Here is a 23659-nt window from a genome sequence, read left to right as displayed (position 1 = left end):
AGCGTCACCAGGATGCAGGGCAGCCAGCCGCCGCCGGTGTACGGGCTGTTGTCGGTGTACGAGGGCACCAACCGCTCGCGCAGCGAGGTCTGCGGACGGCCCCGATGCCGTAATCGAGCCGGTGACCAGTTCCACCCCCGACCTGCGGCCTCGGCACGTGCGGCACCGGGGCTGCCGGGGAACTCCGCATCCCGCTCCGGCAGTTGCTTGCGGATCGGCTGACCGGTCGCCGCGTCGCTCGTCACTGGAGCATCGTACTGATGTACGAACCGGCCGGCGGCAAGGCGCGCCTTCCATGCCTGGAGCACCGGCTTCAGGGTGCCAACCCGCGCTCCCGCGCTTCCGCGCTCCCGCGCTCCCGCGCTTCCGCGCTCCCGCGCTCCCGCGCGTTCGCGCGGCGGGCCCGGATCCGATCGCCTGCCCATCGCCACGGACGTGCCCGCCTCCCCGGCGGACCGATTCCGTGCCGTGGGAGGATCATCGCCGGACGGATCGCGCCGAGGATTGTCGACGTCGACGCGATGCCCGGTGTGACGTTGTGTGACGTTGTTTTCCCAGGATCCACAGGCCGTGCCGTACCGGCGCCGGCCACGTACGACGGAGCAAGTGTGTCCGCATCCCACCGGCAGTACGACCGGGTCCTGCTGCGCGAGCTGATGGCGAAAAGTCGCGCGTACCGGGCGACCGAAGGCGCCGGGATCCGGTTCGCCGATCGGGCTCCGGCACGCTTGGTGGAGGCGGGGGACTCGCCGACGCACCTGCGCGCCGTGGAGGCGCTGCTGAAGGAGCGGGGCGCGCTCGATCTGCCGGTGATCGAGGCGGGGAGCGTCCGGGTCGACGGTGCGGCGCGCCGGGTGTCCATCGTCGCGGCGACGGATATCGGCGCCGATCCCACCGTGCGGCACGGCGAGATGTCGACGATGTTCTACCTGCGCGATCACGTGCAGTCAGCGAGCGCCATGATGGAGCTCTTCCTGAGCGACCCGGTCCGATACGCGACGGAAGGGGACATCGGGCGCGAACTGATCCACAGCGCGCTGCACCTGATCTCGACACCGGCGCAACTCGCCCGGTTCGCCGCCGTCGTGGAGCGGGGGGACACCGGGCAGGAGGAGTGGCCGCACATATCCCTGTGGTTCGACGATCTCGAGGCCGAGAAGCCGAACTCCTGGCGGAACAAGCAGGATTCGTTCCAGATGCTGGCGTTCCTCGTCCTGGACGCCGTGGCTCGGGGGTTCCTCGGAACCGACGAACTGTTGCCGTCGCACCGGGAGTTCCTTCGCTTCGTGGTGCCGTTCCTGCGGGCGGTCGGATTCCCCCGGTACGAAAGCTCCGGATCGTGGGAGGAGATCGCCGCGCGGCGCACCTCGGTGATGGCCGTCGAAACAGCCCTGCTCGACAGGATCAGGGTGCTGACCGAGAACGGGAAACTGGCTTTCCTGGCGGACGGCGAGGACTTCGGCACGAGAGTCGGCACGATGGTGGACGCCGGTCTCCGCGAAATCGGCCGCAGGATCCCGTTCGAGTCACCCGACTACGAGCTCGACTCGATCCGACACCGCCGGGCGGACGCGTCCTTGGTGTACCTGCTGATGTACGGCCTGCCGGAACTGCTCGCCGAAGCCCGCGTCCCCATCGGCGAGCCGGCCCGGCCGATGACCGCGCGCGAGGTGGAGACCGTGGTCCTCGACGCGTTGCTCTCCCTCGTGGATCCGGTCACCGGTGGCTTCATCCGCTATGCGGGGGACTCCTACCAGCGCGTCAACTTCCATACGCACGAGGTGCAGGCGATCGTCCGCGCCATCAAGGACGAGGTACGGGCGGACGCGGAGGTCCGCGGCGGTGACGTGGACCTGGACCGCAAGCAGGAGTTGCGCGGCCGCCTGACACCGCAGGGGCGCGAAGCCGCCTGGACGCACCCACTCGGACAGCTGGCCGCATGGGGCGCCCGCCGAAGTCTGCACACGCGGCGGAGCGACCCCGAACAGGCCCGGGAATACCGCGAATTCGCGGTACGGCAGCTGAATGCCCTGCTGGCCGCCGTCACCGGCGAGGACCAGTGGCACGCGGTGCTCCGCGAGGACGACGGCTACCACGTCAGGAAAGTGCCGCCCTACCGCGTCCCGGAATGCCATGTCACGTACCGTGACGACCAGGGCAACGAACTGATCGTCCCCTCGCCCCATACGCCGCTCAACTGGAGCACGGCCATGCTGAGAACAGCGCTCGGCCTGCTGGCCACGGAAGAGGCCGCCACCGACGGACCACCGCCCGGCCGGCTTTGATCGCCGGTGGGCGGGCGGCGGCCGGGGAAGGGCACAAGCTGCCCGAGCGCGGCAAGTCGCGGGGTGGGGCCGAAGGGCGAACACGTGGCGGCCCGGGTCGGTGGAGCCGACCCGGGCCGCTTTGCCGAAGGGTGCGCTTGCCGGGGCTCGCGTCACCGATCGACCAAAGTGTCCGCCGTCCTGCTTCGGTCCTGTTTCCGTCCCGCTTCCTCGGTCCTGCCTCGGTCGCGCTTTCGTCCTACTTGGGGACGTTCCAGAGTTGGCCCTTGCCCGCGTTGGCGGAGTGGAGTTGCACCACGGTGCTGTTGGCGGTGCTTCCGCCCTTGACGTCGAGGACCTTGCCGCTCGCGACGTGAACGATCCGACCCTTGGCGTCGAGCTTCCACTTCTGGGCGGCCGAGGCGTTGCAGTCCCACAACGAGATCTTGTTGCCCTCGGTGCTCGCATTGCGGGCGTCGTCCAGGCACTTGCCCATCGAGCGCAGCGTGCCGTCCGGATGCAGGATCCAGGACTGGCCCGGGCCGGTGTTGCAGGTGTAGATCTGGATCTGGGTGCCGTTGGCCGGCTTCCCACCCTTGACGTCCAGGCACTTGCCGGCGATGCCGGTGACCTTGCCCTGCGGGGACACCGGAGCGCCGGCCGCGGCGGCCAGCGAGCGCAGGCCCTGCACGTCGAACTGCTGCACGTACTGACCCGCGCGGGAGTCCGGGTAGGCGTTCACGACCGAGCACATGACCGGGGTCTCGCCCGAGTCCGTGCCCTTGACGCACGTCTTCGGCGCGTCGTCGGCGTGTGCCAGGCCCAGGGTGTGGCCCAGTTCGTGGCTGATGTGATTCCGCATGCCGACCTCGCCGAAGCGCGCGATGGGCTTGCCGTCGGTGGTGAAGAAGGACGTGTTGATGTACGCGTGCCCGCTGGTCACCGTGTCCGGAGTGCTGCGCGAGTGGAACCCGCAACTCCAGCCCGGCGTACCGGATCCGTCCATGACGATCTTCCACGGACTGCCGTCGGTGGTGGTCACGCACGGGTTCAGGAACGCGCCGATCACGATCTCGCCCTTGGGGCGGACGTAGTCGTGGCCGACCGGCTTGGTGTCCACCTTGATCGGCAGCGCGGTGTCCCGCTGGATCTCGGCTGCGGAGCGCTTGACGTACGGCCCCAGCCAGTCGACGGACTTCTGGTCGTAGAACTTGATCGTGTAGCCGGTCGACAGGAGCTTCGTCGCGCCGGCCGACTTCCACCCGGGCCCGGACGGCGCCGCCGCGGCGGCGGACATGCTCGCCCGTTGCCGGGCGGGGCCGACTGCGGGAATCGTCATTCGGCCGTTGACGAACGCGGTGCCGTCCACATCCGACCAACCGGAGTCGGGTGGCTCGAGCCCTTCCAGCGCCTGCTGGGTCGGCGCCGGAGCCTCGGCGGTCGGCTTGGCGTCCTGATCGCTCTGGTCGCCGAACGCCGAGCCCGAGAGCTGCAATCCGCCCACGATCGCGGCGGTCGCCGCGATCGCGGCGACCAACGATATTCGGCGTTTCCCCGTGACTTTCAAATCCCCGTAACCCTTCGTTCAAGGCCGTGCACACGCCTTGCGGCGCCGGCCGAAAAGCCACGGTACAGGGAGGTCCTCGGCACGAACTCGGGCCCGTGGGGCCTCGCGTCATCCGGCCGGAACGGTCGCGCGAACGGGATATCGGAGCCGGATCCGACTCCGCGGCCTGCTGCGGTGCGACCCGGATGGGGAGGGCGCGCGGCGGGCGGGACCGGGCGACCTGCTCGTTGCCGCCTTGCGTGCGCTCGGCCCGGTTACGCACCCGGCGGTCGTTCCGAGGTCGAGCCGGCCCCGGGTCCGGCCGCCGTACTCGCTCCCGGTTGATCGATGCGGCAGATGCGGTTTACCTTTGTGAGCAAAGATGCTTTGCTTGCAAAGCAAAGTTGTGCTCGGCGTAGGCGAAGAAGCCGGCGAGGGGAGAATCCGATGCCGCATTTCCAGGTAGGTGTTCACGAGGAGGAGTTGGACGGGGAGGTCGAGGGCCGGTTGGTCCGGTCGCTCACCGAGGCGTTGGTGCGGGTGTACGGCGAGGGGGTGCGTTCGATGGCCGTCGTGGAGATCCTCGGCATCCCGAGGCATCGCTGGGGTGTCGGCGGGGTGCCGGGTGGCGCCCCCGGTGGTGTGCACGCCCCGGCCGTCTCGCTGCACGTGCGCGAGGGCGCGCTGCACCTGCCGGGAATCGAGGACGCCGCAGGGCAGTTGATCCGGGCGATCACCGACGCAGTCGCCGGCGTTTTCGGCGAATCCGTGCGGGAGCACGTCGGTGTTCGGATCGTCGGCGTCCCGGCCGGGCGCTCCGGCGTCGGCGGCCTGGTCGATCCGCCGCCGCCCGCCCGATGATTCGCGGCGCGGGGACGAGTAGGGCGCCGCTTCCCTCCGCCACGGGGAGGGGCACGCCGGTCGGCCGTGGGTTCGACGCACCCACTCGGCTCGGGGGACGTCGTGTCGGGTCGTGCGTGGAGGTCGCTTACGGGCGGTTCAACCGGCCTTCTCCGTCGCGGGTTCGGCGCCATCCTGCCCGGATCGCCCGAAGGCGGGGCGAGGGGCGTCGCAGCCGGTCGGTGATTGCGTCCGCGACGGCTTCCGGGAACGTCCATCCCCGATCCGGAAGAGGCCGCGGGTCGCTCCACTGCCGTGCCTGGGCGACCAGGGCCGCCAACGCGTCGGCGTCGGCGGTGGACTTCGGAAGCGGATCGTTGTGCTTCATGCCGGTGTGGCTGCCCGCGCGGACGCGGGGTACGGCCTACGAACGATCACGGACATGTCGCACTCGGGTAACAGGGCGGACATTTCCGATCACAGGTCGTCGCCTTTCGAACCTCGGACCCTCGGGTCTCGGCCTGTGACCCGTCTCCGGGGCCAAGGCCGGGGCTCGCTCCGTGGGGCCGCGACCGGCGCGATCGGGTGGGTGCGGCGCGAGTGGAACTCTCATACGCCCGCGACTCTTTCGGGTGACGACCTGCGCGTCGTCGAGTGGTCGGTGCCCCGGCCGGGTAGATGCCCTTCGTCGGGTCCACACAGTCACTCGGGGTGAGCTGTGCGGGCTGTGCCCGACATCGTGCGGGGCCTCGGTCAACATCTTCCGACCGGGGCCCCGTTCGCGTTCGCTGCCGCGCGCCTTGGACGCGGCAGCGCGGTGCGGCGGTTCAGGATATGGGTGGCGCTCGCAGGAGCATCAGGGCGGTGTCGTCGCAGGCGTGACCGCGGGCGTGGGCGGCGACCGCGCGGGAGAGGTGCTCCACGGTACTCGCGGCGTCCGAACCGCGGGTCTCGGCGAGGGTTTCGGCGAGACGTTCTTCGCCGAACATCGGGTGTCCGCGTCCGGCGCGGGCTTCGGTGATGCCGTCGGTGTACAGGAGCAGGGCGTCGCCGGGGTCGAGGCGGAAGCGGGTCTCGGTCAGCCGGACGTCGTCGATGAAGCCGCCGACGAGGGTGCCGGGGCAGTGCACTTCCTCGACGCCTCCGTCGGCGCGGCGGATCAACGGGGGCGGGTGGCCCGCGCTGGAGAGGCGGCCGGTGATGCCGTCGGGGCCCGGGCGCAGGAGGGCGAGGGCGGCGCTGAGGAAGCGGTCGTCGGTGCGTTGTTCGACGAGGGCTTCGTGCAGGCGGTGCAGGATCTTGGCGGGTGCGGGGTGTTGGGTGGCCTCGGTGCGGATCGTGTAGTGGGCCAGTGCGGTGATCTTGGCGGCTTCGATGCCTTTGCCGCAGACGTCGCCCATGACCGCGCACCAGTTCTTCCCGCGGGTGTGGAAGAGGTCGTAGAAGTCGCCGACGATGTCGGTGCCGGTGACGTCGGCGGCCAGATATATCGCGGCGGCGTCCAGGCCTGCGACGGTGGGCAGGCGCGGTGGCAGGAGGTTGTCCTGGAGGGTGCGGGCCAGCGCGGCGGAGGCGCTGCCGGCGTCCCGGGCCAGAGCCAGGGCCTGACGCAGCGCGATCTCGGAGGAGGCCGCGCGGGCCACGGTCTGCAGTGCCTGTAGTTGGGCCGTGGTGAAGGGACGCGGGTGGGCGTCGATGACGTAGAAGCCGCCGAGGACGTGTCCTTCGGTGGAGAAGACCGGGTAGCCCGCCCAGGCTCCGATGCGGGCGGCGGACAGGACTTCGAATCCGTGGACGCGGGGTGCGAAGTGGGCGTCCTCGGCGATCAGGGGTGCGCGAGTGGTGATCAACAAGTGGCAGGGGCTGTCCGAGAGGGGGTTCTCGCGGGCTGCGGCGTCCGGATCGATGCCGATGGCGCTCTTCCAGAAGGCGCGCTCGGTGTCGGCGACCGTGAGGAACGCCGCGCGGGCGCCGGTGATGGTCAGGGCCAGGCGGGCGAGGTCGTCGAAGAATTCGTCCGGGAGGCTGTCGAGCAGGCCGCTGGCGGTGACCGCGGCGATCCGCTGCGGATCGGACACCGCGTCGGAGACGGCGGCGGTGTGCGAGGTGGTCGGGTCCCGGGTCGTTTCGATGGGCGTCATGTCGTCCTCTTCCGGTGAAATCCGAGTCGGGCCGGAGGCTTCCGGTCACAGTCCTCGTGGGCCGGACGCCGGTCAGGGGCGGCCTGTCCTCGTGTCGTCGTCGTCCTCGGTGTGGAAACGCAGGCGGCGGCCGAGGACGGCGCGGGCGGTCTCCAGCAGGGGCGTGTCGTGGCCGAAGGCGTGGGCGCGCAGGCGGACCAGGGCCTGGGCGGGGGATACGCCCAGTTGGGCGCTGACCATGCCGGTGGCCTGGTGGACCTCGGCGAAGTGCAGTCCCTGCCCTTCGGCGAGCAATGCGGTGGGGGTGTCGGGGTGTGCGGCGGTGCCGATGAGGAGTGAGCTCAGGGATCCGGCCAGGACGAACGCGTCCGTGAGTTGGCCCGGGGTCATCGGGCTCGGTGTGGTGCGGTGGCCGGTGAGTACGCCCAGGACGATGACGCCGACCCGAAGGGGGAACGCGAAGATCGCGTGCACGCCCAGGTCCGTGATGGCAGGGAGCAGTCCGGGCCAGCGGGTCGGCGGGATCGACGAGAGGTCGGCGGCGAGGAAGAGCGTGCCGCGGGCGGCGTCGGTGCTGGGCCCTTGGCCCTGGGTGAGTTGCAGGTCCTCCAACGGGGCGGTCAAGTCACCGCAGGACTGGAGGAGTTCGGGGGGCGGGCCGCCGGGTGCCAGGAGGAAGGCCAGTCCGTCCAGGCCCAGGGACTCGGCACACTCGGGCAGCGGGAGCGGGCCCAGGCCGGGGCCGGCTCGGGCCTGTTGGGCGAGCAGATACCGGGCCATCGCGCGCTGCGGCACCGTGGTCATCGCGGACGCCCTCGCCTGGAGGCGGTCACACCACCCGGAGTGTCAGGCACCGGGGCCGATCAGGGCCGGATCCACGGTGCCGTCCAGGATCCCCCGGGCGACGTCGGTCAGGCGCAGACTGCGGGCGCGGGCGTGCGCGCGCAGGAGCCGGAATGCCTGATCCACACCGATGTCGCGATGGTGCGCGAGGAACCCGTTGGCCTGCTCCACGACGACCCGACTGTCCAGCGCGGCCTGGAGCTGGGTGGCCACGGTCATCTGCTCGTGCACGGCGCGGTGTTGCAGCACGCCGATGGTGGCGGTGTCCGCCAGCGCCTGCCCCAGGCGCAGTTGGGCCTGGTCGAGCGGGCCGGAGCGGTTCCGGAAGAGGTTGAGGGCGCCGATGGTGGTCTCGTGCAGGCGCAGTGGGGCCGCGACCACCGAGGTGAAGCCCATGGCCTGCGCGTGGGGGGTGAAGCGCGGCCACCGTTGGCGTGCCGTCTCGGTGTCCAGTGCGACGTCGGAGACCGGGGCGCCGGTGTGGCAGCAGTCGCGGCACGGCCCCTCGTCCCACTCGATGCTCGCCAACTCCAGGGCGCGGGTGCGCTCGTCCGAGGCCGCGGCCTCGACGACCCGGCCCTCGGGGGTGGCCAGCATGACGCCGGCCGCCGCGACGTCGAGCAGTTCGACGCAGTGCTCCGCGAGGGTGTGCAGGAAGTTGATGACGTCGAAATCGCGTACCAGCGTGTTCGCGAGATCCACGAAGGCCGCCGCCAACAGTTCCTCACGCGGTCGGACGGACACCACAGCCTCGATTCCCCACGGCCGGTGGGCGACCCGACGAGAACCGGCCGGGCATGGATTCATCGGTCAGTATCGTCCGGATGCCCTCCGTAGTCCACCGGCGCCGTTGCGTCGAGTTCGCGTCGTGCCCGCCCATGAGGCCGCGGTGGCGGCCGAGACACTGCCCACGGTCACCGAGTTGCTCGCTCGTTTCCACGCCGAGTACCCGGGCGTGGATGTCCGACTGGTCCAGGCCGATGCCGATGCCATGGTGCGGCGTCCGGGAGACCGCGAGGTGGACATGTGCCTCGCGTCGCAACCGCTGACCGGCCCGTCGCTTTCCCCTGTGCACTCGGGGTGCGCGATACGGATAGCCCGCCGTGAGATGCGGAACTAGCGTGAGCCACCGACTGTGATCACGCGGCGGCCGATGCGCCGCCGACCCAGGTCGTCCGCAGGTCTGCGGGCAGGAACGGGCATTCGATGAAATCCAGTACGGCAAACCGAGAGTCCCGGGGGAAGTCCATGACGCTTCGACGTCGACTCGGCATGGCGACCGCGTCCGCGTTGCTCCTCACCGGTGGCGCGGTCGTCGTGGCCCCCGGCGCGTCGGCCGCGTCGCACCCCTCGTGCGACCAGGACTTCAGGGACCACGTCGCGGAGATCTCCGGCAGCAACGTCCGGCTGCGATCCAAGCCGAGCACCAACTCCACGGTGCTTCGGTTGCTGCAGAAGGGTGCCGACGTCACCGTGTACTGCCAGAAGGACGCCGGCGAGGCCAACTGGTGGTACTACGTGAAGCACAACGCCAGTGGGGTCAAGGGCTGGGTGTGGTGGGCGTACGTTTAGGAACTGCCCTCACCTCGTGTGGTATTGAGGCCCGCGCCGGTCGGCCGCAGGTCGCACTCGGGTAGACGAGTACGCGCCCGGGCGGCGTCGGCGCCGTCGCCCAGGGCGCGGCGGGTGCGGCAGGCGCGCGTCGCGAGAGGCGCGCCTGCCCCCCCGGCGGCCGCAGGATGCGCCGGCCCGGAAGGGGGGATCTGGCTGCTCGCAGCGCGTGTCACGCCGGGCTTCGGCCGGGTGCGGTGGAGTGTGGGTGCTCTCCCGGCCATTCGGCGAAAGAGAGTTGAGACATGCCGCACGAGGTATCGCGACGAAATCTGCTGGGTTCCGTCGGAGCCGTGGCCGCAGGGGCCTCCATCGCCGGTCTGGGGCTCGGGGACGCTCGGGCGGCGGAGACCCCGGGCCCGTCCGCGAACCCCCGTCCCGCCGGTGGGGCTGCGGCCGCGTCGGGCGCCTCGCGTGTGCTCCCCGACGACCCCCGGTACGAGACCCTGAGTCAGGGCTTCAACCAACGCTGGACCAGTAGCCCGCGCTACATCCAGGTGATCACCTGCGACGACGACGTGGTCGCGGGCGTGGACGAGGCGCTGCGACAGGGATTGCGGCCGACCGTACGCAGTGGGGGCCACTGCTACGAGGACTTCGTGGAGAACACGGGCGGCGCGATCCTCGACATGAGCGCGATGAAGGGCGTCCGGAAGACCGAGGACAAGTACGGCAAGGCCGCCTACGGCGTGGAGTCCGGCGCCACGATCTGGGACATCTACACGACCCTGTTTCGTCGGTACGGTGTGACCATTCCGGGTGGCTCGTGCTACTCGGTCGGCGCGGGCGGCCACGTCTGCGGTGGGGGATACGGGGTGCTCTCGCGCCGCGACGGTCTGACCGTGGACCACCTCGTCCAGGTCGACGTCGTCACCGTCGCGGACGGCCGCGCCGTGGTGACCCGGGCACACCGCTCGGATCCGCCCGGCTCCCCCACGTCCGACCTCTTCTGGGCGCACACCGGTGGTGGCGGCGGGAACTTCGGTGTCGTCCTGCGCTACTACTTCGCCGAGTCCATCCCGACGCCGCCGCCGAACGTCTGGCTCAGCAGCATCGCGTGGCCGTGGGCCGAGTTGACGAAGAACCCGGACGACTTCACCAAACTCGTGGAGAACTACAGCAGGTTCTTCGAAACCCACAGCGGCGCCGAGGAGCCGCTCTACCAGAACCTGTTCAGTCTGCTGAAACTCACCCACAAGAGCAACGGCAACGTCGTGCTCTCGAGCCAGTGGGCCGGGGAGGACATCGGACCCGTCGAAGACTTCCTCGCCGCGGTCGAGGCGGGCCTGCGGACCGAGTCGACGACCCAGATGTACACCGTGGGGGATCACTTCCTGCCCTACCCGGACAAGCACCGCAGGATGCCCTGGTTGCAGGCGACCCAGACGCTGAACGGATCGGGCCCCAACCAGCGCGGCAAGTACAAGTCGGCCTACCACCGCAAGGCGTTCACCACGACGCAGATCGCGGCCATGTGGACCTGGCTGACGCGCGACGTCCCCAACGTCGATCTCACCCAGACCCTGGTCCAGATCGACTCGTACGGATGCCGCATCAACGCGGTCCGGCCGCACGAGACGGCGGTCCCACAGCGGGATTCCGTCCTCAAGCTGCAATATCAGACGTACTGGACCGATCCCGCCCAGGATTCGGCGCACCTGGACTTCCTGCGCGGCCTCTACGAGGCGGTCTACGCGGAGACCGGCGGGGTCCCCGAGATCAGCGACGCCACGCACGACCTCACCACGGACGGCGCCTACGTCAACTATCCCGACGTCGACCTGGGGATCGCGACCGACCCGGCGCCGCAATACCCCAGGCTCTACTACAAGGACAACTACGCCCGCCTGCAACTGACCAAGAAGACCTGGGACCCGGAGAACCACTTCCACCACCGACAGTCGATCGTGCCACCGACGGACTGACTCGCGGCCCGTGCCCGGTCGTTCGCCCCACCCACCGCCGAGGGTGTCGGGGCAATGCCGTGGAGCACGGTAGATGCCGGTGCGGGGTGCGGCACTAGATCATGGGGGACGGCGCTCGGGTGTAGGTGAGGGAGTTGCTGGTGCCGCCGGATGTGGTGACGTTGACGGAGACGGGTCCCGCCGGTCCCGCGGGCGCGGTTGTGGTGACGGTGGTGTCGGACACCACGGTGAAGGCAGCGGGTGTGCCGCCGAAGGTGACGGCGGTCGTGGTGGTCAGGGCGGTGCCGGTGAGGGTGATGTCGGACCCGGCGTCCGTCGGTCCCTGGGCCGGGACGAGGGCGGTGAGGGTGGGTGCGGGAACGTACGCGTACAGAAGGCCGTTGCTGGTGCCGCCCGCGGTGGTGACCGTGATCGGAACGGTGCCCGCCCCCGGGGGGACGACGGCGGTGAGTTGGGAGGCGGAGAGCACGGTGAAGGAAGTCGCCGCCGTGGTGCCGAACTTCACCGCGGTGGTCCCGGTGAATCCGGTGCCGGTGAGCGTGACGGCGTTGCCGCCCGAAGTCGGCCCCCGGGTCGGGTCGACCCCGGTGAGGACCGGCGCGGCGACATAGAAGTAGAAGATGTTCGAGGCGCTGGTGCCACTGGCGGTGGTGACGGTGACGGCGACCGGTCCGGCGGGTCCGGCGGGGGCGACCGCGGTGATCTGGGTGGCGGAGAGCACGGTGAAGGAAGTCGCCGCAGTGGTGCCGAACTTCACGGCGGTCGCGCCGGTGAATCCGGTCCCGGTGAGCGTGACCGTGTTGCCGCCCGACGTCGGTCCCTGTGCCGGGGAGAGCACCGAGACGACGGGTTGGCCGATGTAGGTGTAGGTGACGCCGTTGCTGGTGCCACCGGCGGTGGTGACGGTGACGGCGACCGGTCCGGCGGGTCCGGCGGGGACGACCGCGGTGATCTGCACATCGGAGACCACGGTGAAGGAAGTCGCCGGTGTGGTGCCGAACTTGACCGCGGTGGCGCCGGTGAACCCGTTGCCGCCGAGGGTGACGGTGTTGCCGCCCGGGGTCGGCCCCTGGGCCGGGGAGAGCACCGAGACGAACGGGACGTAGGTGTACGTGATGCCGTTGCTGGTGCCGCCTGGGGTGGTGACGGTGACGGCGACCGGTCCGGGGAGCCCGGCCGGGACGACCGCGGTGATCTGGGTGGCGGAGACCACCGTGAAGGAAGTCGCCGGTGTGGTGCCGAACTTGACCGCGGTGGCCCCGGTGAACCCGCTGCCGCCGAGCGTGGCGGTGTTGCCGCCGGAGGCCGGCCCCTGGGCGGGGGAGAGCACCGAGACGACGGGAGCGGCAAGGAGGGCTTCCGAGCCGGTGATGGGTTGGTACTCGGGATGATTCACGGCCTTTGGTCCTTTGTCCGGCAGGGAGGAGCCACGGCCCGGAGAGTGTGCCGCGTGCCGTGGCTCGGTGCGGGTGTTCGGTGTCCGGTGTTCGTCGTCGGGTTTCGTCCTCGGACGCGGACGTCGCGTCGTCCGGGCCGATGTCCCGGTGTGCCCGGCGGTGGGCGGCCGCCGGGGATCGGGTCAGATGCCGGGGCCGGCGACGTAGGTGAAGCCGCCGACGACCGTGGCCGAGCCGGCGGGGTTGGTCACGACGACGTCGGCGGGTCCGACGGCGCCGGGGGGCGTCACTGCGGAGACCGAGGTGGCCGAGATGACCGAGAACGGTGCCGGGGAGCCGTCGAAGGTGACCTGTTCGGTGCTGCCGAGGCTGGTTCCGGTGATGGTCACCGCCGTGCCGCCGGAGGTCGGACCCTCGTTGGGGGCGATGGTGGTGACGGCGGGGCCGTCGACGTAGGTGTACGACAGGCCGTTGTTGGTACCGCCCGCCGTGGTGACGGTGACACCGACCGGACCGGCCGCCGCTCCCGCCGGGACCACGACGTTGATCAGGCTGTCGGAGACGACGGTGGGGACCGCGGAATTGGCGCCGAAGGCCACGCTGGTGGCGGTCGACAGGCCGGTGCCGTTGATCGAGATGGTCTCGCCGCCGGCGGTTGCTCCGGAAGTGTCGCTCAGCGAGGACTTGAACGGTGCCCCGACGTAGAAGAACGCAATCGGGTTGCTCGTGCCGCCGGGGGTGGTCACGGTCACGCCGACCGTACCGGTACCGGACGGCGACACGGCGGTGACCTGGGTGGGCGAGACGTTGGTGACGCTGGTGGCCGGCTTGGTTCCGAACTTCACCGCGGTGGTGCCGGAGAGGTTCGTGCCGGTGATGGTGACGAGGGTTCCGCCCCCGGTCGAGCCCTGATTGGGTGAGATGGGCATGACTGTCCCCTTGTGGTCGTCCTGCGGATTCGTGGAACGGGATATCCGCCGCTCCCGGCGATCGCGCCGGTCCCGGTGATTGCCTTGCGGACCGCCGTCCGGTCACGAGCGGATCGTGACCACGGCGCCGACGTCCGGCGGTCCTGGGTGAAGCCCCGGGCAAGGGCTGGACGAGAACGACATCCGAAGAGGAGCCTGGAGTGGATCGAGCCACCGGATCGACCGGTGCCGGGTTCGGCACCGGCCGACCCATCCAAGGCCCCTGCGGGGGAGCCCATCGCCACATCCGACGCGGATGCCGGTTGCTTCCCGGTCAAGGGGCGCTCACGGACGCGTCGGTTGTCGCGTCCCCCGAAAGGATGGGCACCTACCGTTGGATGTCCTCAGTAACCCATACGCGTGAATCCGGTTACAAGAGCGGCGAATTCAAGCCACTCCGATGGCGGAGCGCAGGAGGGTGCGTAGCCACACGGCGATACGACCCGCGCCACCCGCCCGCGCCACCCGAGCGCCCCCTGCCGGGGCGGCCGCCCCTCGTCGTCGCCGACACCCCTGGGACACCCGGGGGTTCGCGGCGCACGCAGCGGACCACCCGATCGACGACCCCGTCAACTCCCGGCGCCGTCCGGCGACGTCGAGCCATTTCGCGGTGCCCCGGGACCGGAGCCGGTCGCTTGTCCCACCCGACGCGACCACCACGCCGCACTGCACCGGTGCTGCCCGCCTCGGGGCCGAGGAATCCCGGGCGCTCGCACGGTCGTTGCCACCCCGACACTGGGCCCGCCTACGCACAACGGGCGGAAGGCAGTCCCGCCGTTCGGTGGGCGACCCGAATTTTTGCCGACTCGTGTGTTGCCCATTGCGAAGGTAAAGAAAGCCTCGGGTGAACGGTCACGCTTCCCGGCGCCGGCAAGGAACTTGCGTTCTCGGCGGCAAACGCTCCGGCGATACGGTGTTCGGAAATGTACAACGCGGGCTCGAAAAGGACACGAATCGCGGTTGCCGTTCACCGGTTCGGAGCAGAGCCCACGACGAGAGCGAGTCGTTACCCCCGGCGTGACTCCCAGAGCATCCGACTCCGCTGCGGCTTCACCCGCGCTTGCCCAACGCACGTTCCCCATGGGGGATTGGGTACTCACCCCTCGCGCGGCGACGTTCCTCAAACGATCTCCGCACGCGTACATCGACCGCGCGGGGTATCGCGTCCTGCTTCGTCATTGTTCCGCCGACATGGAGCAGTTCGCCCTGACGATGGTGTTGATCGCCGCGGAGTACGCGCGCCGCCTCGACGACGTCCTGGACGATCGACGTTCGTGAGTTCCGGAACCGTCCGCCGCAGCGGGAATCTGTATTCGGCACCCGGCAACGCCCGAGCCCTTGAATGAATCAGGCCCATGTACGAAGGTTATGGATACGACCCCTACTCCCCGTCCGTTATGCAATTCCCTGCGGGCGCCGCATCCTCCCCCGAGGTGGGGCAGTGGCCGACACCGAACGCCGCCGCGACATTCGACGGACTCTCCTCGTCGTTCGCGGTGGTAGGAGATCCGGGATTCGAGACCGACCTCGCCCGGTTCCTCGGGAAACCGGTCGACGACGTGGTCGCCACCGTCGAACTACCCGCGCCGAAACGGGGATCCGGCAGTCATCGCCGGCGGCCCCCGACCATCGCCCGGCCGGCCACCGGCGTGCGGCGAGTGGATCGGCTCAGCCACTTCATGGTGGTGGTCAGCGTCGTGGTGGTCGCCACGATCAGCGTGCTCGGCGCGTTGATCACCCTCGCGCCGCTGCGCCATGCCGCCGGCCTCACCGCCGGCCCGGCCCGGTGGTGGCCCGTCCTGGTCCAGGGGCCGTGGGTGGTGGCCTCGTTGTCGATCCTGCGCTCCAGCCTGCACCGCCGTCGGGCGCTGCACTCGTGGATCGTGGTCACCGCCTTCGCCGGCCTGTCCATGGCGCTCTCCCTCACCCACGCCCCGATGACCGTTCAGGGCGTCGTCGTCGCCGTCCTGCCCGCGGTCGCGACCACGGTCTGCCTGCACCAGCTCGTACGCCAGATCACCCTCACCCGACCACCCCGACGATCCACCCCCGGCCGAGGCCGTGACGCTTCGCCCTGAACCCCATTCGTGACGAGCAGGCGGGCGGGGCGGCGGCGCGGGCTCGCCGATGGGGAAGCCCCGCCCCGGGCCGGCACGGGGAGCCGAGCCGGTGAACGGTTCGCGCCGCCCCGGGCGTTCGTGCGCTGCCGATCGGCCGGCCGACGCCCGGCACGCCCCGGACGCATCGCCCCGCGCTTCGTCCGGGGCGGCGACGCGGGTTCGGTATCGAGTATCTTCTGCACAAGCGTCCGGCGAACGAGGGACACAGACGTGAGTGCTGACTACGACGACGGCGTGCTTCGTGTCGAGCGGAACTCGCCGCAGCCCGGCGTCCGGCTCCTGGGAGAGGTCGACCTGGACAACTGCGCGCACGTGCGATCCGCGCTGGAAGCGCAGCGGGGCGCCGAGCCGGGGGATGTCCTGGTCGACGTGTCGTCGTTGGGGTTCATCGACGTCGCCGGCGTCCGAACCCTCGTGCAGACCGCCCGCACCTTGGGGGAGGGGCGGCGGCTGGTCCTGCGCCAAGCCTCGGAAGAGTTGTGCGATCTGGTCGAGCTGGCGGGGTGGGGGCAGGTGCCCGGCCTGGCATTGGAGAGGGTGACGACCGGATGAACGCGGTCTCGGAGTTCCGTCATGACGCCCTGCTCTACGCGGGTTTGGGCGACTTCGTCGCGCGCACGGCGCGGTTCGTGCGCGAGGGGTTGGCCGCGGACGAGGCGGTCGCGGTCGCGGTGATCCAACCCCGGGCGGGTGCCCTGCGGGAGGAACTGGCCGCCGACGCGAACGAGGTCACCTGGATCGACATGGAACGCGTCGGCCGCAACCCCGCCCGGATCATCCCGACATGGCAACAATGGACCCGGGAGCAGGGCACCCGGAGCTTCCGCGGAATCGGCGAGCCGATCTGGGCCGGCCGCGACGAAGCCGAACTGGTCGAGTGCCGCCACCACGAGACCCTCCTCAACCTCGCCTTCGAAGGCGTGCCGTGGCAACTCCTGTGCCCGTACGACACCACCACCCTCGGACCCGACACCATCGAGGCGGTTCGCCACTCCCACCCGCAGGTCCTGGACGGCGCGGCCCGCATCGACCACCCACATCCGCGCCCCGACGACTACGCGGCCACCCTGCTGGGCCCCGCCCTGCCCCCCGCACCCGCGCACGCACAGCGGCTCGCGTTCGCCTCCGGTGAACTCGCCGGCGTCCGGACCCTGGTCCGCACGGTGTTGTCGGACGTGCCCCGTCCCCAGGTCAACCACGCCCTGTTGGCGATCAGCGAGATCGCCGGCAACAGTGTCGTGCACGGCGGCGGCAGCGGCACGATCACCCTGTGGCGCCAGGACACCCACCTGATCTGCGAGATCCGGGACACCGGCCGTGTCGTCGACCCACTCGCCGGCCGACACCGCCCCACCGCCGACCAGGACGGCGGACGCGGACTGTGGATCGCCAACCAGATCTGTGACCTGCTCCAGATCCGCTCGACCGAGACCGGAACAACCACACGGATGCGCGTGAACGTGCACTCCGCGACGTCCGGATAGCAGGAGCACGCCGCCGCGGCACCCGGCCCGCGGCGGCCGGCGAGGAACCGGACATCCGGCCCGCCTCGGCCTGCGGCGAACCGGACCGCCGGGCGGCGGTTTCAGGGGTCGAAGACGTTGGCCAGGCGTCCTTCCGCGGGGGGGGGGGTTGGCCTCGGGAGGCGGCACCGTCCGCGAGAATGCACAGTTGTGTGGGGGTGAGTCCGGCCAGGTCGCGGAAGTCACGGTCCCCCGGGTCGGCTGAAACCGGGACCGCGCGAAAACGGTTGGCGGACACACGCATCATGGCGGCTTCGACGGCAGGATGACGTCGTCATGCAGCGCATGGAAATCGCGTTCGTCTACCGCGCCGGCCAAGCCCGTGGTGCGTCCGACGGTCGCCTGAGGAGGCGTCCACGACCGAACCCCACGACACCGGTGCCGATTTGCCCCAACCGTCGGCGCCGGGTGCGGGGATTCGGGCCGCCTTCGCCGTTGCCGCGCCAGAGAATCACCGCGCCCAGGACCGCGCTGCACAGCACCGCTATCGATCCCAGGGGGAGGTCACCGCGGCGTGGAGAGGGGATGCCCCGGGCCGGGCGCGGCGTTGCCGGTGAACCACGGAGCACGCTTTCGACGTCGACGGCCGGCGGTGGATCGGCCACTGCGGGATCGGCTCCCGGGAGGTTGGTGATCGGGAGGTTGGCGGTCGGGCGGTTGTGGGTGTCGGCTCGTGGAAGAACCGTTGGTGGCACGGTTGTTGCCGGTTCGACGCCGGTGCGAGGTGAGGTGGTTTCGACGGTGCCGGCCAGATGTCGACGGGCCGAGACCCAGATCGCGACGGTGGCTTCGTCACCGCCGCAGGCACGGGCGAAGGCGGCCACGAGTTCGTCCCGGGGGAGGCGGTCGCGGCCGAGTGCGGCGGCCGCGGTCGCACGGGGCAGCACGTCCCTGTTGGCCTCGGCAATGCTCTCCAGTTGTCGGTAGCTCAGCCCCGTCCGGTGGCGCAACCGGCGCATGGTCGCGACGAACTCCGCGGGAGTACGTGCCGATCGTGGATCGAGTTCCGTGTCCATGGTCGTTGTCTCCTGCCTCGCAGGTCGGGTGATCGTACGGAGTGTGGGTCGTGGAGCCGCCCACGGCCGGGGCGGTGGGCGGCTGCCGGTCCGGTCGGGTGGTGACCGGCCGGCGCCGCCGCCCCGGATCAGCGATTCGCGAGGTGGGCGGTGAGGCCGTCGAGGAGCATGTTGCTGCCGGCCTCGGTCCGGTCGCGTTCCTCGGCGCTGTCGCAGGTCTGCGAGACGACGATGTCGGTGCAGGCGCCGCGGTCGGTCAGTTCGACGGTCATGACGGCGGGCTCCGCGCCGCCGGGTACGTCCATCGCGACGACCAGGCGCCGGTTCTCGACGACCTCGCGGTACGAGCCGGTGATGGGGAACCGTCGACCGTCCGGGAGCACCACGGTGCCGCTCCACGAGCCGTCGGTTCGGGCGTCGAGGGTGACGTCCTTCGCGCCCGCCCACTGCGCGTATCGCTCGGCGGTCGTCCATGCCTGCCAGACGTCCGCAACGGGGGCGTCGAGCGTGCGGGTGATCGTGTAGCGGAAGCCGTCGCCGGCCGCCGCCTCGTGGTTCCCGGTCACGGGGATTTCCTTTCACAGTCCTGGACTTGGGCCCGGCGGGTTCGTTCGTCCGGCTGGTTGTCACCGACCGTTTCCTGCGGGACGCAGTGCCGGGTTCGTCGCCCGCGCGGAGCCCGAGCGCCGGCGCCGCCATGGGCGCGGGAGTCGATGCTTCGTGCGTTGCGCCTGGGTAAAGCCTCTTCGGTCGAGGCCGACGGCGACAACCGCTTTCGGGTGGGGCCGAATGTCACCGGCCACGGGGCCACGGTGCCGGGCAAACGGACAAGGGGGGACGCATGTTGCGCATCCACTTCACGGCGCGGGACCTGGCGGGGCCGGCCTTCGCTCACCACCGCGCGCTTCCGGATCGGCGAGGCGGTGATGAGCCTGCGGGTCCTACGCCGGGGCTCCGTCCCGTTGTTGCGTGCGTGGCGGCGACACGTCCTGGAACGGCTGCCCCCTCATGCCTCGTTGCTCGGGTCGTTGGTCGACCCGGCTCCACCGCACCGCTGCGGGCGCTGCGCGGTGGCGGCGGATGGAGGCGGGCGGGCCGAGTTCGCCTCCATCGCCGGTCTCCGGCATCGCATGATCGCGCGGCAGGTGGGCCGGCGCGCCGATCGGGCCTACCAGCCGAGTTGGTCGCCGAGCCGCAACCGCAGCCACAACACCAGGCGCTCGTCCGGGTCGGCGAGATCGAAGCCGAAGATTTCCGTGGCACGGGAAAGCCGGTACCGGATCGTGTTCGGGTGCACGGACAGCCGATGGGAGGCGGCGGCGACATCGCCGTTGGCGTCCAGGTACGCGAGGATGGTGGACGCATAGGTGGTGCCGTGCTCGAGATCGTGGGCACGCACCGCCGGCCCGAGTCCGCGGGGGAGCCCCTCGTGCGTGGCCAGCATCCGGGCGAGCGCGGACAGCGTCGCGCCGGCCCACACCTCGTCGATCGCGGCCACCTGGCACGGCTCCGGAGCACCCGGCCGCTCGGAGAGCGCACGCAGGACGAGATCCGCGTCGGCGCGTGAGCTCTCGATCGAGCGCAGTCCCAAGACGAGCGAACCGAGTCCGGCCCGGACGGGCACGCGGAGCGCGCTGTGGGCCCGCCGCGCGATATAGGCGACGAGTTCACGGTGCGCGTTCGGCGAAGGCCCGCTCGGCAGCAGCGCATAGACCGTTCCGTCGATCAAGGCGCAGCCGTGCCTGCCGTAGCGCGCCTCGCAGTGCAGGCTCACCAAGTCGGCGAGCCGGGTCGCCGCTTGGGCGGTGAGAACATCCTCGGCATCGACCGAGGCGACGGCGAATGCGGCCACCGCGACGGGCGAGTTCGGGTCCAGGCCGAGTTGTGGGGCCACCACGGAGACACTGCTCGGATCGGCGAGCAGCCGACGCAACAGGTCGGCGTACCTGCGCCGGACGGCGGACTCCGTGGTGCGGGCCGCGAGCAGGTGCAGCGCGACGTTGTTCGCCACATCGGCCAGGGCCTGTTCGGCGACGGAGTCCAGGTGTTCCCCGGCGTTGACGACCCAGATCGAACCCAACACCTCGCTTCCCACCCGGACCGCGATCCCCAGACGCGGAAAACCCCCGGGAACGGCAGGGAACCGGCACGTGCGTCCCGCCCGGGTGAGCACACGGTATTGCTCGTCGTATTCCGGACCGTCCGGCACCTGGAGGCCGAGGATGCCCTGGCGGCGGCCCTCGTCGACGGCCTGGCCGGGCAGCGTCGAGTAGGCGAGGATGTGCCGCTGCGGATCCTCGATCACGGTGGCCCCTCCCACCATCCCCGCGATCGCGTTGGCCAGCGCGAACAGATCGCCGACGGCCGGGGCACCCGCGGCCTGCCCGAAACGCTCCGTCGGGGTGAGGGCCGAGGAGATCATGGCATCCAAGTGGTGCCAGGCCACGGCCTCGTCGGCGGCGAGCAGCACGATGCCGGACCGCTGGGCGGCTTCCACCAGCCGAGTGACCGGCTCGCCGAAACTCTTCACCACCACACAGGCATACCCGGCCTCGGCCGCCGAATCGACCAGTTCCATCGCCTGCGCCTCGACCATCCCCACTCCCACGGCGAGCAGGATCGCGTCTCGGATGGGGGGAAGCGGAAGTGGGGCCCGCCGCTCGAAGATGAGTACGCCCGAGACCGGAACCGGGTTTTCCGGCGGTACGGTCAGCGGCCGCAGCAGCGACGTGCCCAACACTTCCAGGACTTGTCCGAGATCGGGAACCCCGGTATCGAGCATCCTCACCTCTTTAGCCAGACACACAAAGCATTCGGGGAATCTCTGGACGGGTACCGCATGTATCCGGCCAGTCCAGACGCCACGCTGGCCGCATGCTCAATCCAGCAAGCGTGCGGCGGGCATGCCCAGTGACCGTACCTTCCACGGCCCCGTGGAGCGCAAGCAAACACGGCCACCCTCGCCGTCCCTCGTGCGGGTGCTCGGGATCGAGCCGAGTCGGGACATCGAGCCCGTGTCGATGACGCCACACGCATCAGTACTGCGGAAAAAGAGAAGGGGACACCATGCGATACCGAACGAGCGCTGTCCTGGCCTTGGCATGCGCAGCCTCTCTGATCACGTTGCCCGCGGAGGCGACCACGACAGCGCAGTGTGACACCGCGCCCATCCGAACAGCCCTGAAGTCACTGCAAGGCATCGGCGTCTCGGGCATCAGCGTGACGGTCAAGAGCCCGAACTGCGGTGTCCGAAACAGCGGTGTCGGTCTCGCCGATCTCGGAACGGGCCGTAGGGCCGTCGGCAACGAGCACAGCCGCATCGGCAGCGACACCAAGACCTGGACGGCCACGGTCGTGCTCCAGCTCGTCGGCGAGGGCAGGATCGATCTCGACGACACCGTGGACGACCACCTGCCCGGTCTCGTCCGCACCAGGCTGTACGACGGGCGCAGCATCACCATCCGGCAGCTGCTGCAGCACACCAGCGGCCTGCCCGATTACCTGGACGCCCCGTTCTGGGAGGACGAGGACGCGCACCGCTGGGATCACATCGAGCCCTTGCAGACTGTCCGGCAGGCGCTCACCCTGCCCAAGCCGGACCGGACGGCGTCCGGCTTCGCCTACTCCAACACCAACTACAACCTGGCCGGCCTGATCGTCACGAAGGTCACGGGACGCAGCATCGGCACCGAGATCGAGGAGCGGATCATCAACCGCCTCGGACTGTGCGAGACCCGCTGGGCCGGCGACCGCACCACGATCCCCAAGCCGGACCTGCGCGGCTACGCGGATCGGCAGGGCACGCTGGTGGACAGGACGGAATGGAACACCTCCGAGGCCGACGCGTCGGGCGCGCTGATCTCCGACGGCGCGGACACCACCGCCTTCTGGACCGCCCTGTTGACCGGAAAACTGCTGGCTCCGGCGCAACTCGCAGAAATGAAGAAGACCGTTTCGGAAGACGTCGCGAATGAGCGCTACGGCCTGGGAGTCGAGCGGCACGAGCCCTTCCCGGGGCTTGTCCTCTGGGGGCACAGCGGCAGTATGTCCAGCGGCCACAAGTTCAGGAACGCCGTCACCGACGACGGCCGACGAGCGGTCACCCTGCTGATCGGCTCGGAATCGTTCGACTCGGACAAGGTGGACTCCATCATGAGCAAACTCATGCGCGACCTGCGCTGACGGCAACCGGCCGAACTCCCCTCTCGGCCCGGCAAGGCGGTACCGGAGCGTCGCGAGTACGCCCGGACCGGCGGCCGGCCGGTACCCGTGTCATCGGTACCGGCCGGCCGTACGTGCGTCACGGCGGCTACCCGGGTGCGCCCGGCTCCGCGCTCCGCTTCGCGACCGACGGCAGGACGGGGTCCTGCGGGGCCTGGTCGGCGAAGTTCTCCGGGTGATGACAGGCCACCCGCTGACCGGGCCTCAGTTCCCGCAAAGCCGGCTCGGTCGTCGTACAGATCCGCGTCGCCTTCCAGCACCGGGTGTGAAAGCGGCAGCCGCTGGGCGGGGCGATCGGCGAGGGCACGTCGCCGTCGAGCAGGAGGCGCTCGCGCCCGGTGTTCCTGCGCCGCGGGTCCGGGATCGGGACGGCCGACATGAGCGCCCTGGTGTACGGGTGCATCGGCGCCTTGTAGAGCAGGTCCCGGTCGGCGAGTTCGACGATCCTGCCGAGGTACATCACCGCGATCCGGTCCGAGACGTGCCGGACGACGGACAGGTCGTGCGCGATGATCAGGTAGGTCAGGCCCAGTTCCCGCTGCAGGTCGTCCATGAGGTTGACGACCTGGGCCTGGATCGACACGTCCAGCGCGGACACCGGCTCGTCCGCCACCACCAGCTTGGGCCTGAGGGCGAGCGCGCGGGCGATGCCGATGCGCTGCCGCTGGCCGCCGGAGAACTCGTTCGGATAGCGGTTGTAGTGCTCGGGGTTGAGGCCGACCACCGACAGCAGTCGCTGCACCTCCTTCTTGATGCCGCCCTCGGGTTCGACCCCCTGGAGCTTGAAGGGGGCGCCGACGATGGTGCCGGTGGTGTGGCGCGGGTTCAGCGACGAGTACGGGTCCTGGAAGATCATCTGCACGTCGCGGCGGATCGGGCGCATGCCGCCCACGCCGAGGTGCGTGATGTCCTTGCCCTCGAACTCGATGGTCCCCGCGGTCGGTTCGAGCAGTCGGGCGATCAACCGGCCCATCGTCGACTTGCCGCAGCCCGATTCGCCCACGACACCCAGGGTCTCGCCCGAGCGCACCTCGAAGTCGATGCCGTCGACGGCGCGCACCGCGCCGACCCGGCGCTGGAAGAGGCCCTTTCGAATCGGGAAGTGCTTCTGTAGCCCGGTCACCCTCAGCAGAACCTCGCCGGGCGCGGCGTCCGCCGCGAGGGTGGTCGTACCGCGGGTCTCGGACGAGCCGAAATCACCGGTCCGGCCGCCGTCGCCATGTGCAGGGATGCTCACTGCGTCG

The 23659-nt window shown here is 70.3% G+C and carries 19 protein-coding genes and 1 pseudogene; 10 read left to right on the top strand and 10 right to left on the bottom strand.

Annotation, left to right across the window (positions count from 1 at the left end):
- A partial coding sequence (locus ACFZBU_RS47550) for a hypothetical protein (RefSeq protein WP_391590078.1) occupies positions 1-245 on the bottom strand: 245 nt, incomplete at its 3' end.
- Positions 246-608: 363 nt separating this feature from the next.
- Between ACFZBU_RS47550 and ACFZBU_RS47545 the strand changes: the two genes are divergently transcribed.
- Positions 609-2285, top strand: coding sequence for a hypothetical protein (locus ACFZBU_RS47545; protein ID WP_391590077.1), 1677 nt, complete (start codon positions 609-611; stop codon positions 2283-2285).
- Between the two features lie 238 nt (positions 2286-2523).
- Here the strand turns inward: ACFZBU_RS47545 and ACFZBU_RS47540 are convergent, their stop codons facing one another.
- Positions 2524-3831 carry a ricin-type beta-trefoil lectin domain protein gene (locus ACFZBU_RS47540; protein ID WP_391590076.1) on the bottom strand — a complete coding sequence of 436 codons (1308 nt, stop codon included), beginning with the start codon at positions 3829-3831 and terminating at the stop codon, positions 2524-2526.
- A gap of 426 nt (positions 3832-4257) precedes the next feature.
- On the opposite strand from ACFZBU_RS47540, the gene ACFZBU_RS47535 reads away from it, so the two are divergent.
- The gene (locus tag ACFZBU_RS47535; protein ID WP_391590075.1) at positions 4258-4671 is read left to right on the top strand and encodes a hypothetical protein; all 414 of its coding nucleotides are present in this window, start codon (positions 4258-4260) and stop codon (positions 4669-4671) included.
- Between the two features lie 806 nt (positions 4672-5477).
- Here ACFZBU_RS47535 and ACFZBU_RS47530 read toward each other — a convergent pair.
- From ACFZBU_RS47530 to ACFZBU_RS47520, 3 genes are all read right to left on the bottom strand, one after another.
- Positions 5478-6791: a PP2C family protein-serine/threonine phosphatase gene (locus tag ACFZBU_RS47530; protein ID WP_391590074.1), complete on the bottom strand. Its 1314-nt coding sequence runs from the start codon at positions 6789-6791 to the stop codon at positions 5478-5480.
- A gap of 72 nt (positions 6792-6863) precedes the next feature.
- Positions 6864-7595 (bottom strand): ANTAR domain-containing protein, encoded by a 732-nt coding sequence (locus ACFZBU_RS47525; protein WP_391590073.1) that lies wholly within the window; start codon positions 7593-7595, stop codon positions 6864-6866.
- A 42-nt stretch (positions 7596-7637) separates the two neighbouring features.
- Complete coding sequence (locus ACFZBU_RS47520) at positions 7638-8378, bottom strand: ANTAR domain-containing protein (RefSeq protein WP_391590072.1); 741 nt, start codon at positions 8376-8378, stop codon at positions 7638-7640.
- A 124-nt stretch (positions 8379-8502) separates the two neighbouring features.
- Here ACFZBU_RS47520 and ACFZBU_RS47515 point away from each other — a divergent pair, with 124 nt between their 5' ends.
- The 3 genes from ACFZBU_RS47515 (at position 8503) to ACFZBU_RS47505 (ending at position 11170) form a co-directional block, all read left to right on the top strand.
- Positions 8503-8754, top strand: a complete 252-nt coding sequence (locus ACFZBU_RS47515) for a LysR substrate-binding domain-containing protein (RefSeq protein WP_391590071.1) — start codon at positions 8503-8505, stop codon at positions 8752-8754.
- A 128-nt stretch (positions 8755-8882) separates the two neighbouring features.
- Entirely contained in the window at positions 8883-9206 is a 324-nt protein-coding gene (locus ACFZBU_RS47510; RefSeq protein WP_391590070.1) for an SH3 domain-containing protein, read from the top strand.
- A gap of 284 nt (positions 9207-9490) precedes the next feature.
- Positions 9491-11170: an FAD-binding oxidoreductase gene (locus ACFZBU_RS47505; protein ID WP_391590069.1), complete on the top strand. Its 1680-nt coding sequence runs from the start codon at positions 9491-9493 to the stop codon at positions 11168-11170.
- Between the two features lie 94 nt (positions 11171-11264).
- Here ACFZBU_RS47505 and ACFZBU_RS47500 read toward each other — a convergent pair whose 3' ends face one another.
- Together ACFZBU_RS47500 and ACFZBU_RS47495 are read right to left on the bottom strand one after the other, a co-directional pair.
- Entirely contained in the window at positions 11265-12566 is a 1302-nt protein-coding gene (locus ACFZBU_RS47500; RefSeq protein ID WP_391590068.1) for an IPT/TIG domain-containing protein, read from the bottom strand.
- 183 nt (positions 12567-12749) lie between these two features.
- A complete protein-coding gene (locus ACFZBU_RS47495) occupies positions 12750-13496 on the bottom strand; it encodes an IPT/TIG domain-containing protein (RefSeq protein WP_391590067.1) in 747 nt (248 codons plus the stop codon).
- 1119 nt (positions 13497-14615) lie between these two features.
- Here ACFZBU_RS47495 and ACFZBU_RS47490 point away from each other — a divergent pair.
- The 4 genes from ACFZBU_RS47490 (at position 14616) to ACFZBU_RS47475 (ending at position 17139) form a co-directional block, all read left to right on the top strand.
- Complete coding sequence (locus ACFZBU_RS47490; protein ID WP_391590066.1) at positions 14616-14813, top strand: hypothetical protein; 198 nt, start codon at positions 14616-14618, stop codon at positions 14811-14813.
- 77 nt (positions 14814-14890) lie between these two features.
- Entirely contained in the window at positions 14891-15613 is a 723-nt protein-coding gene (locus tag ACFZBU_RS47485) for a DUF2637 domain-containing protein (RefSeq protein WP_391590065.1), read from the top strand.
- Positions 15614-15865: 252 nt separating this feature from the next.
- On the top strand, positions 15866-16207 hold the full coding sequence (locus tag ACFZBU_RS47480; RefSeq protein ID WP_391590064.1) for an STAS domain-containing protein: 342 nt from the start codon (positions 15866-15868) through the stop codon (positions 16205-16207).
- Entirely contained in the window at positions 16204-17139 is a 936-nt protein-coding gene (locus ACFZBU_RS47475) for an anti-sigma factor RsbA family regulatory protein (protein ID WP_391590063.1), read from the top strand. Before ACFZBU_RS47480 ends, ACFZBU_RS47475 begins: the two co-directional genes overlap by 4 nt.
- Before the next feature lie 1183 nt (positions 17140-18322).
- Here the strand turns inward: ACFZBU_RS47475 and ACFZBU_RS47470 are convergent.
- Positions 18323-18760, bottom strand: coding sequence for an SRPBCC domain-containing protein (locus ACFZBU_RS47470; protein ID WP_391590062.1), 438 nt, complete (start codon positions 18758-18760; stop codon positions 18323-18325).
- A gap of 602 nt (positions 18761-19362) precedes the next feature.
- The gene (locus tag ACFZBU_RS47465; RefSeq protein ID WP_391590061.1) at positions 19363-20976 is read right to left on the bottom strand and encodes a PucR family transcriptional regulator; all 1614 of its coding nucleotides are present in this window, start codon (positions 20974-20976) and stop codon (positions 19363-19365) included.
- A gap of 284 nt (positions 20977-21260) precedes the next feature.
- On the opposite strand from ACFZBU_RS47465, the gene ACFZBU_RS47460 reads away from it, so the two are divergent.
- Complete coding sequence (locus ACFZBU_RS47460) at positions 21261-22376, top strand: serine hydrolase domain-containing protein (protein ID WP_391590060.1); 1116 nt, start codon at positions 21261-21263, stop codon at positions 22374-22376.
- A gap of 145 nt (positions 22377-22521) precedes the next feature.
- Here the strand turns inward: ACFZBU_RS47460 and ACFZBU_RS47455 are convergent.
- A pseudogene (locus ACFZBU_RS47455) lies at positions 22522-23652 on the bottom strand (ABC transporter ATP-binding protein); the annotation flags it as partial.
- Positions 23653-23659 lie beyond the last annotated feature (7 nt).

The organism is Embleya sp. NPDC008237, assembly GCF_042956465.1.
Classification (GTDB): domain Bacteria; phylum Actinomycetota; class Actinomycetes; order Streptomycetales; family Streptomycetaceae; genus Embleya.
This window is presented reverse-complemented; position numbering and strand designations above follow the sequence as displayed.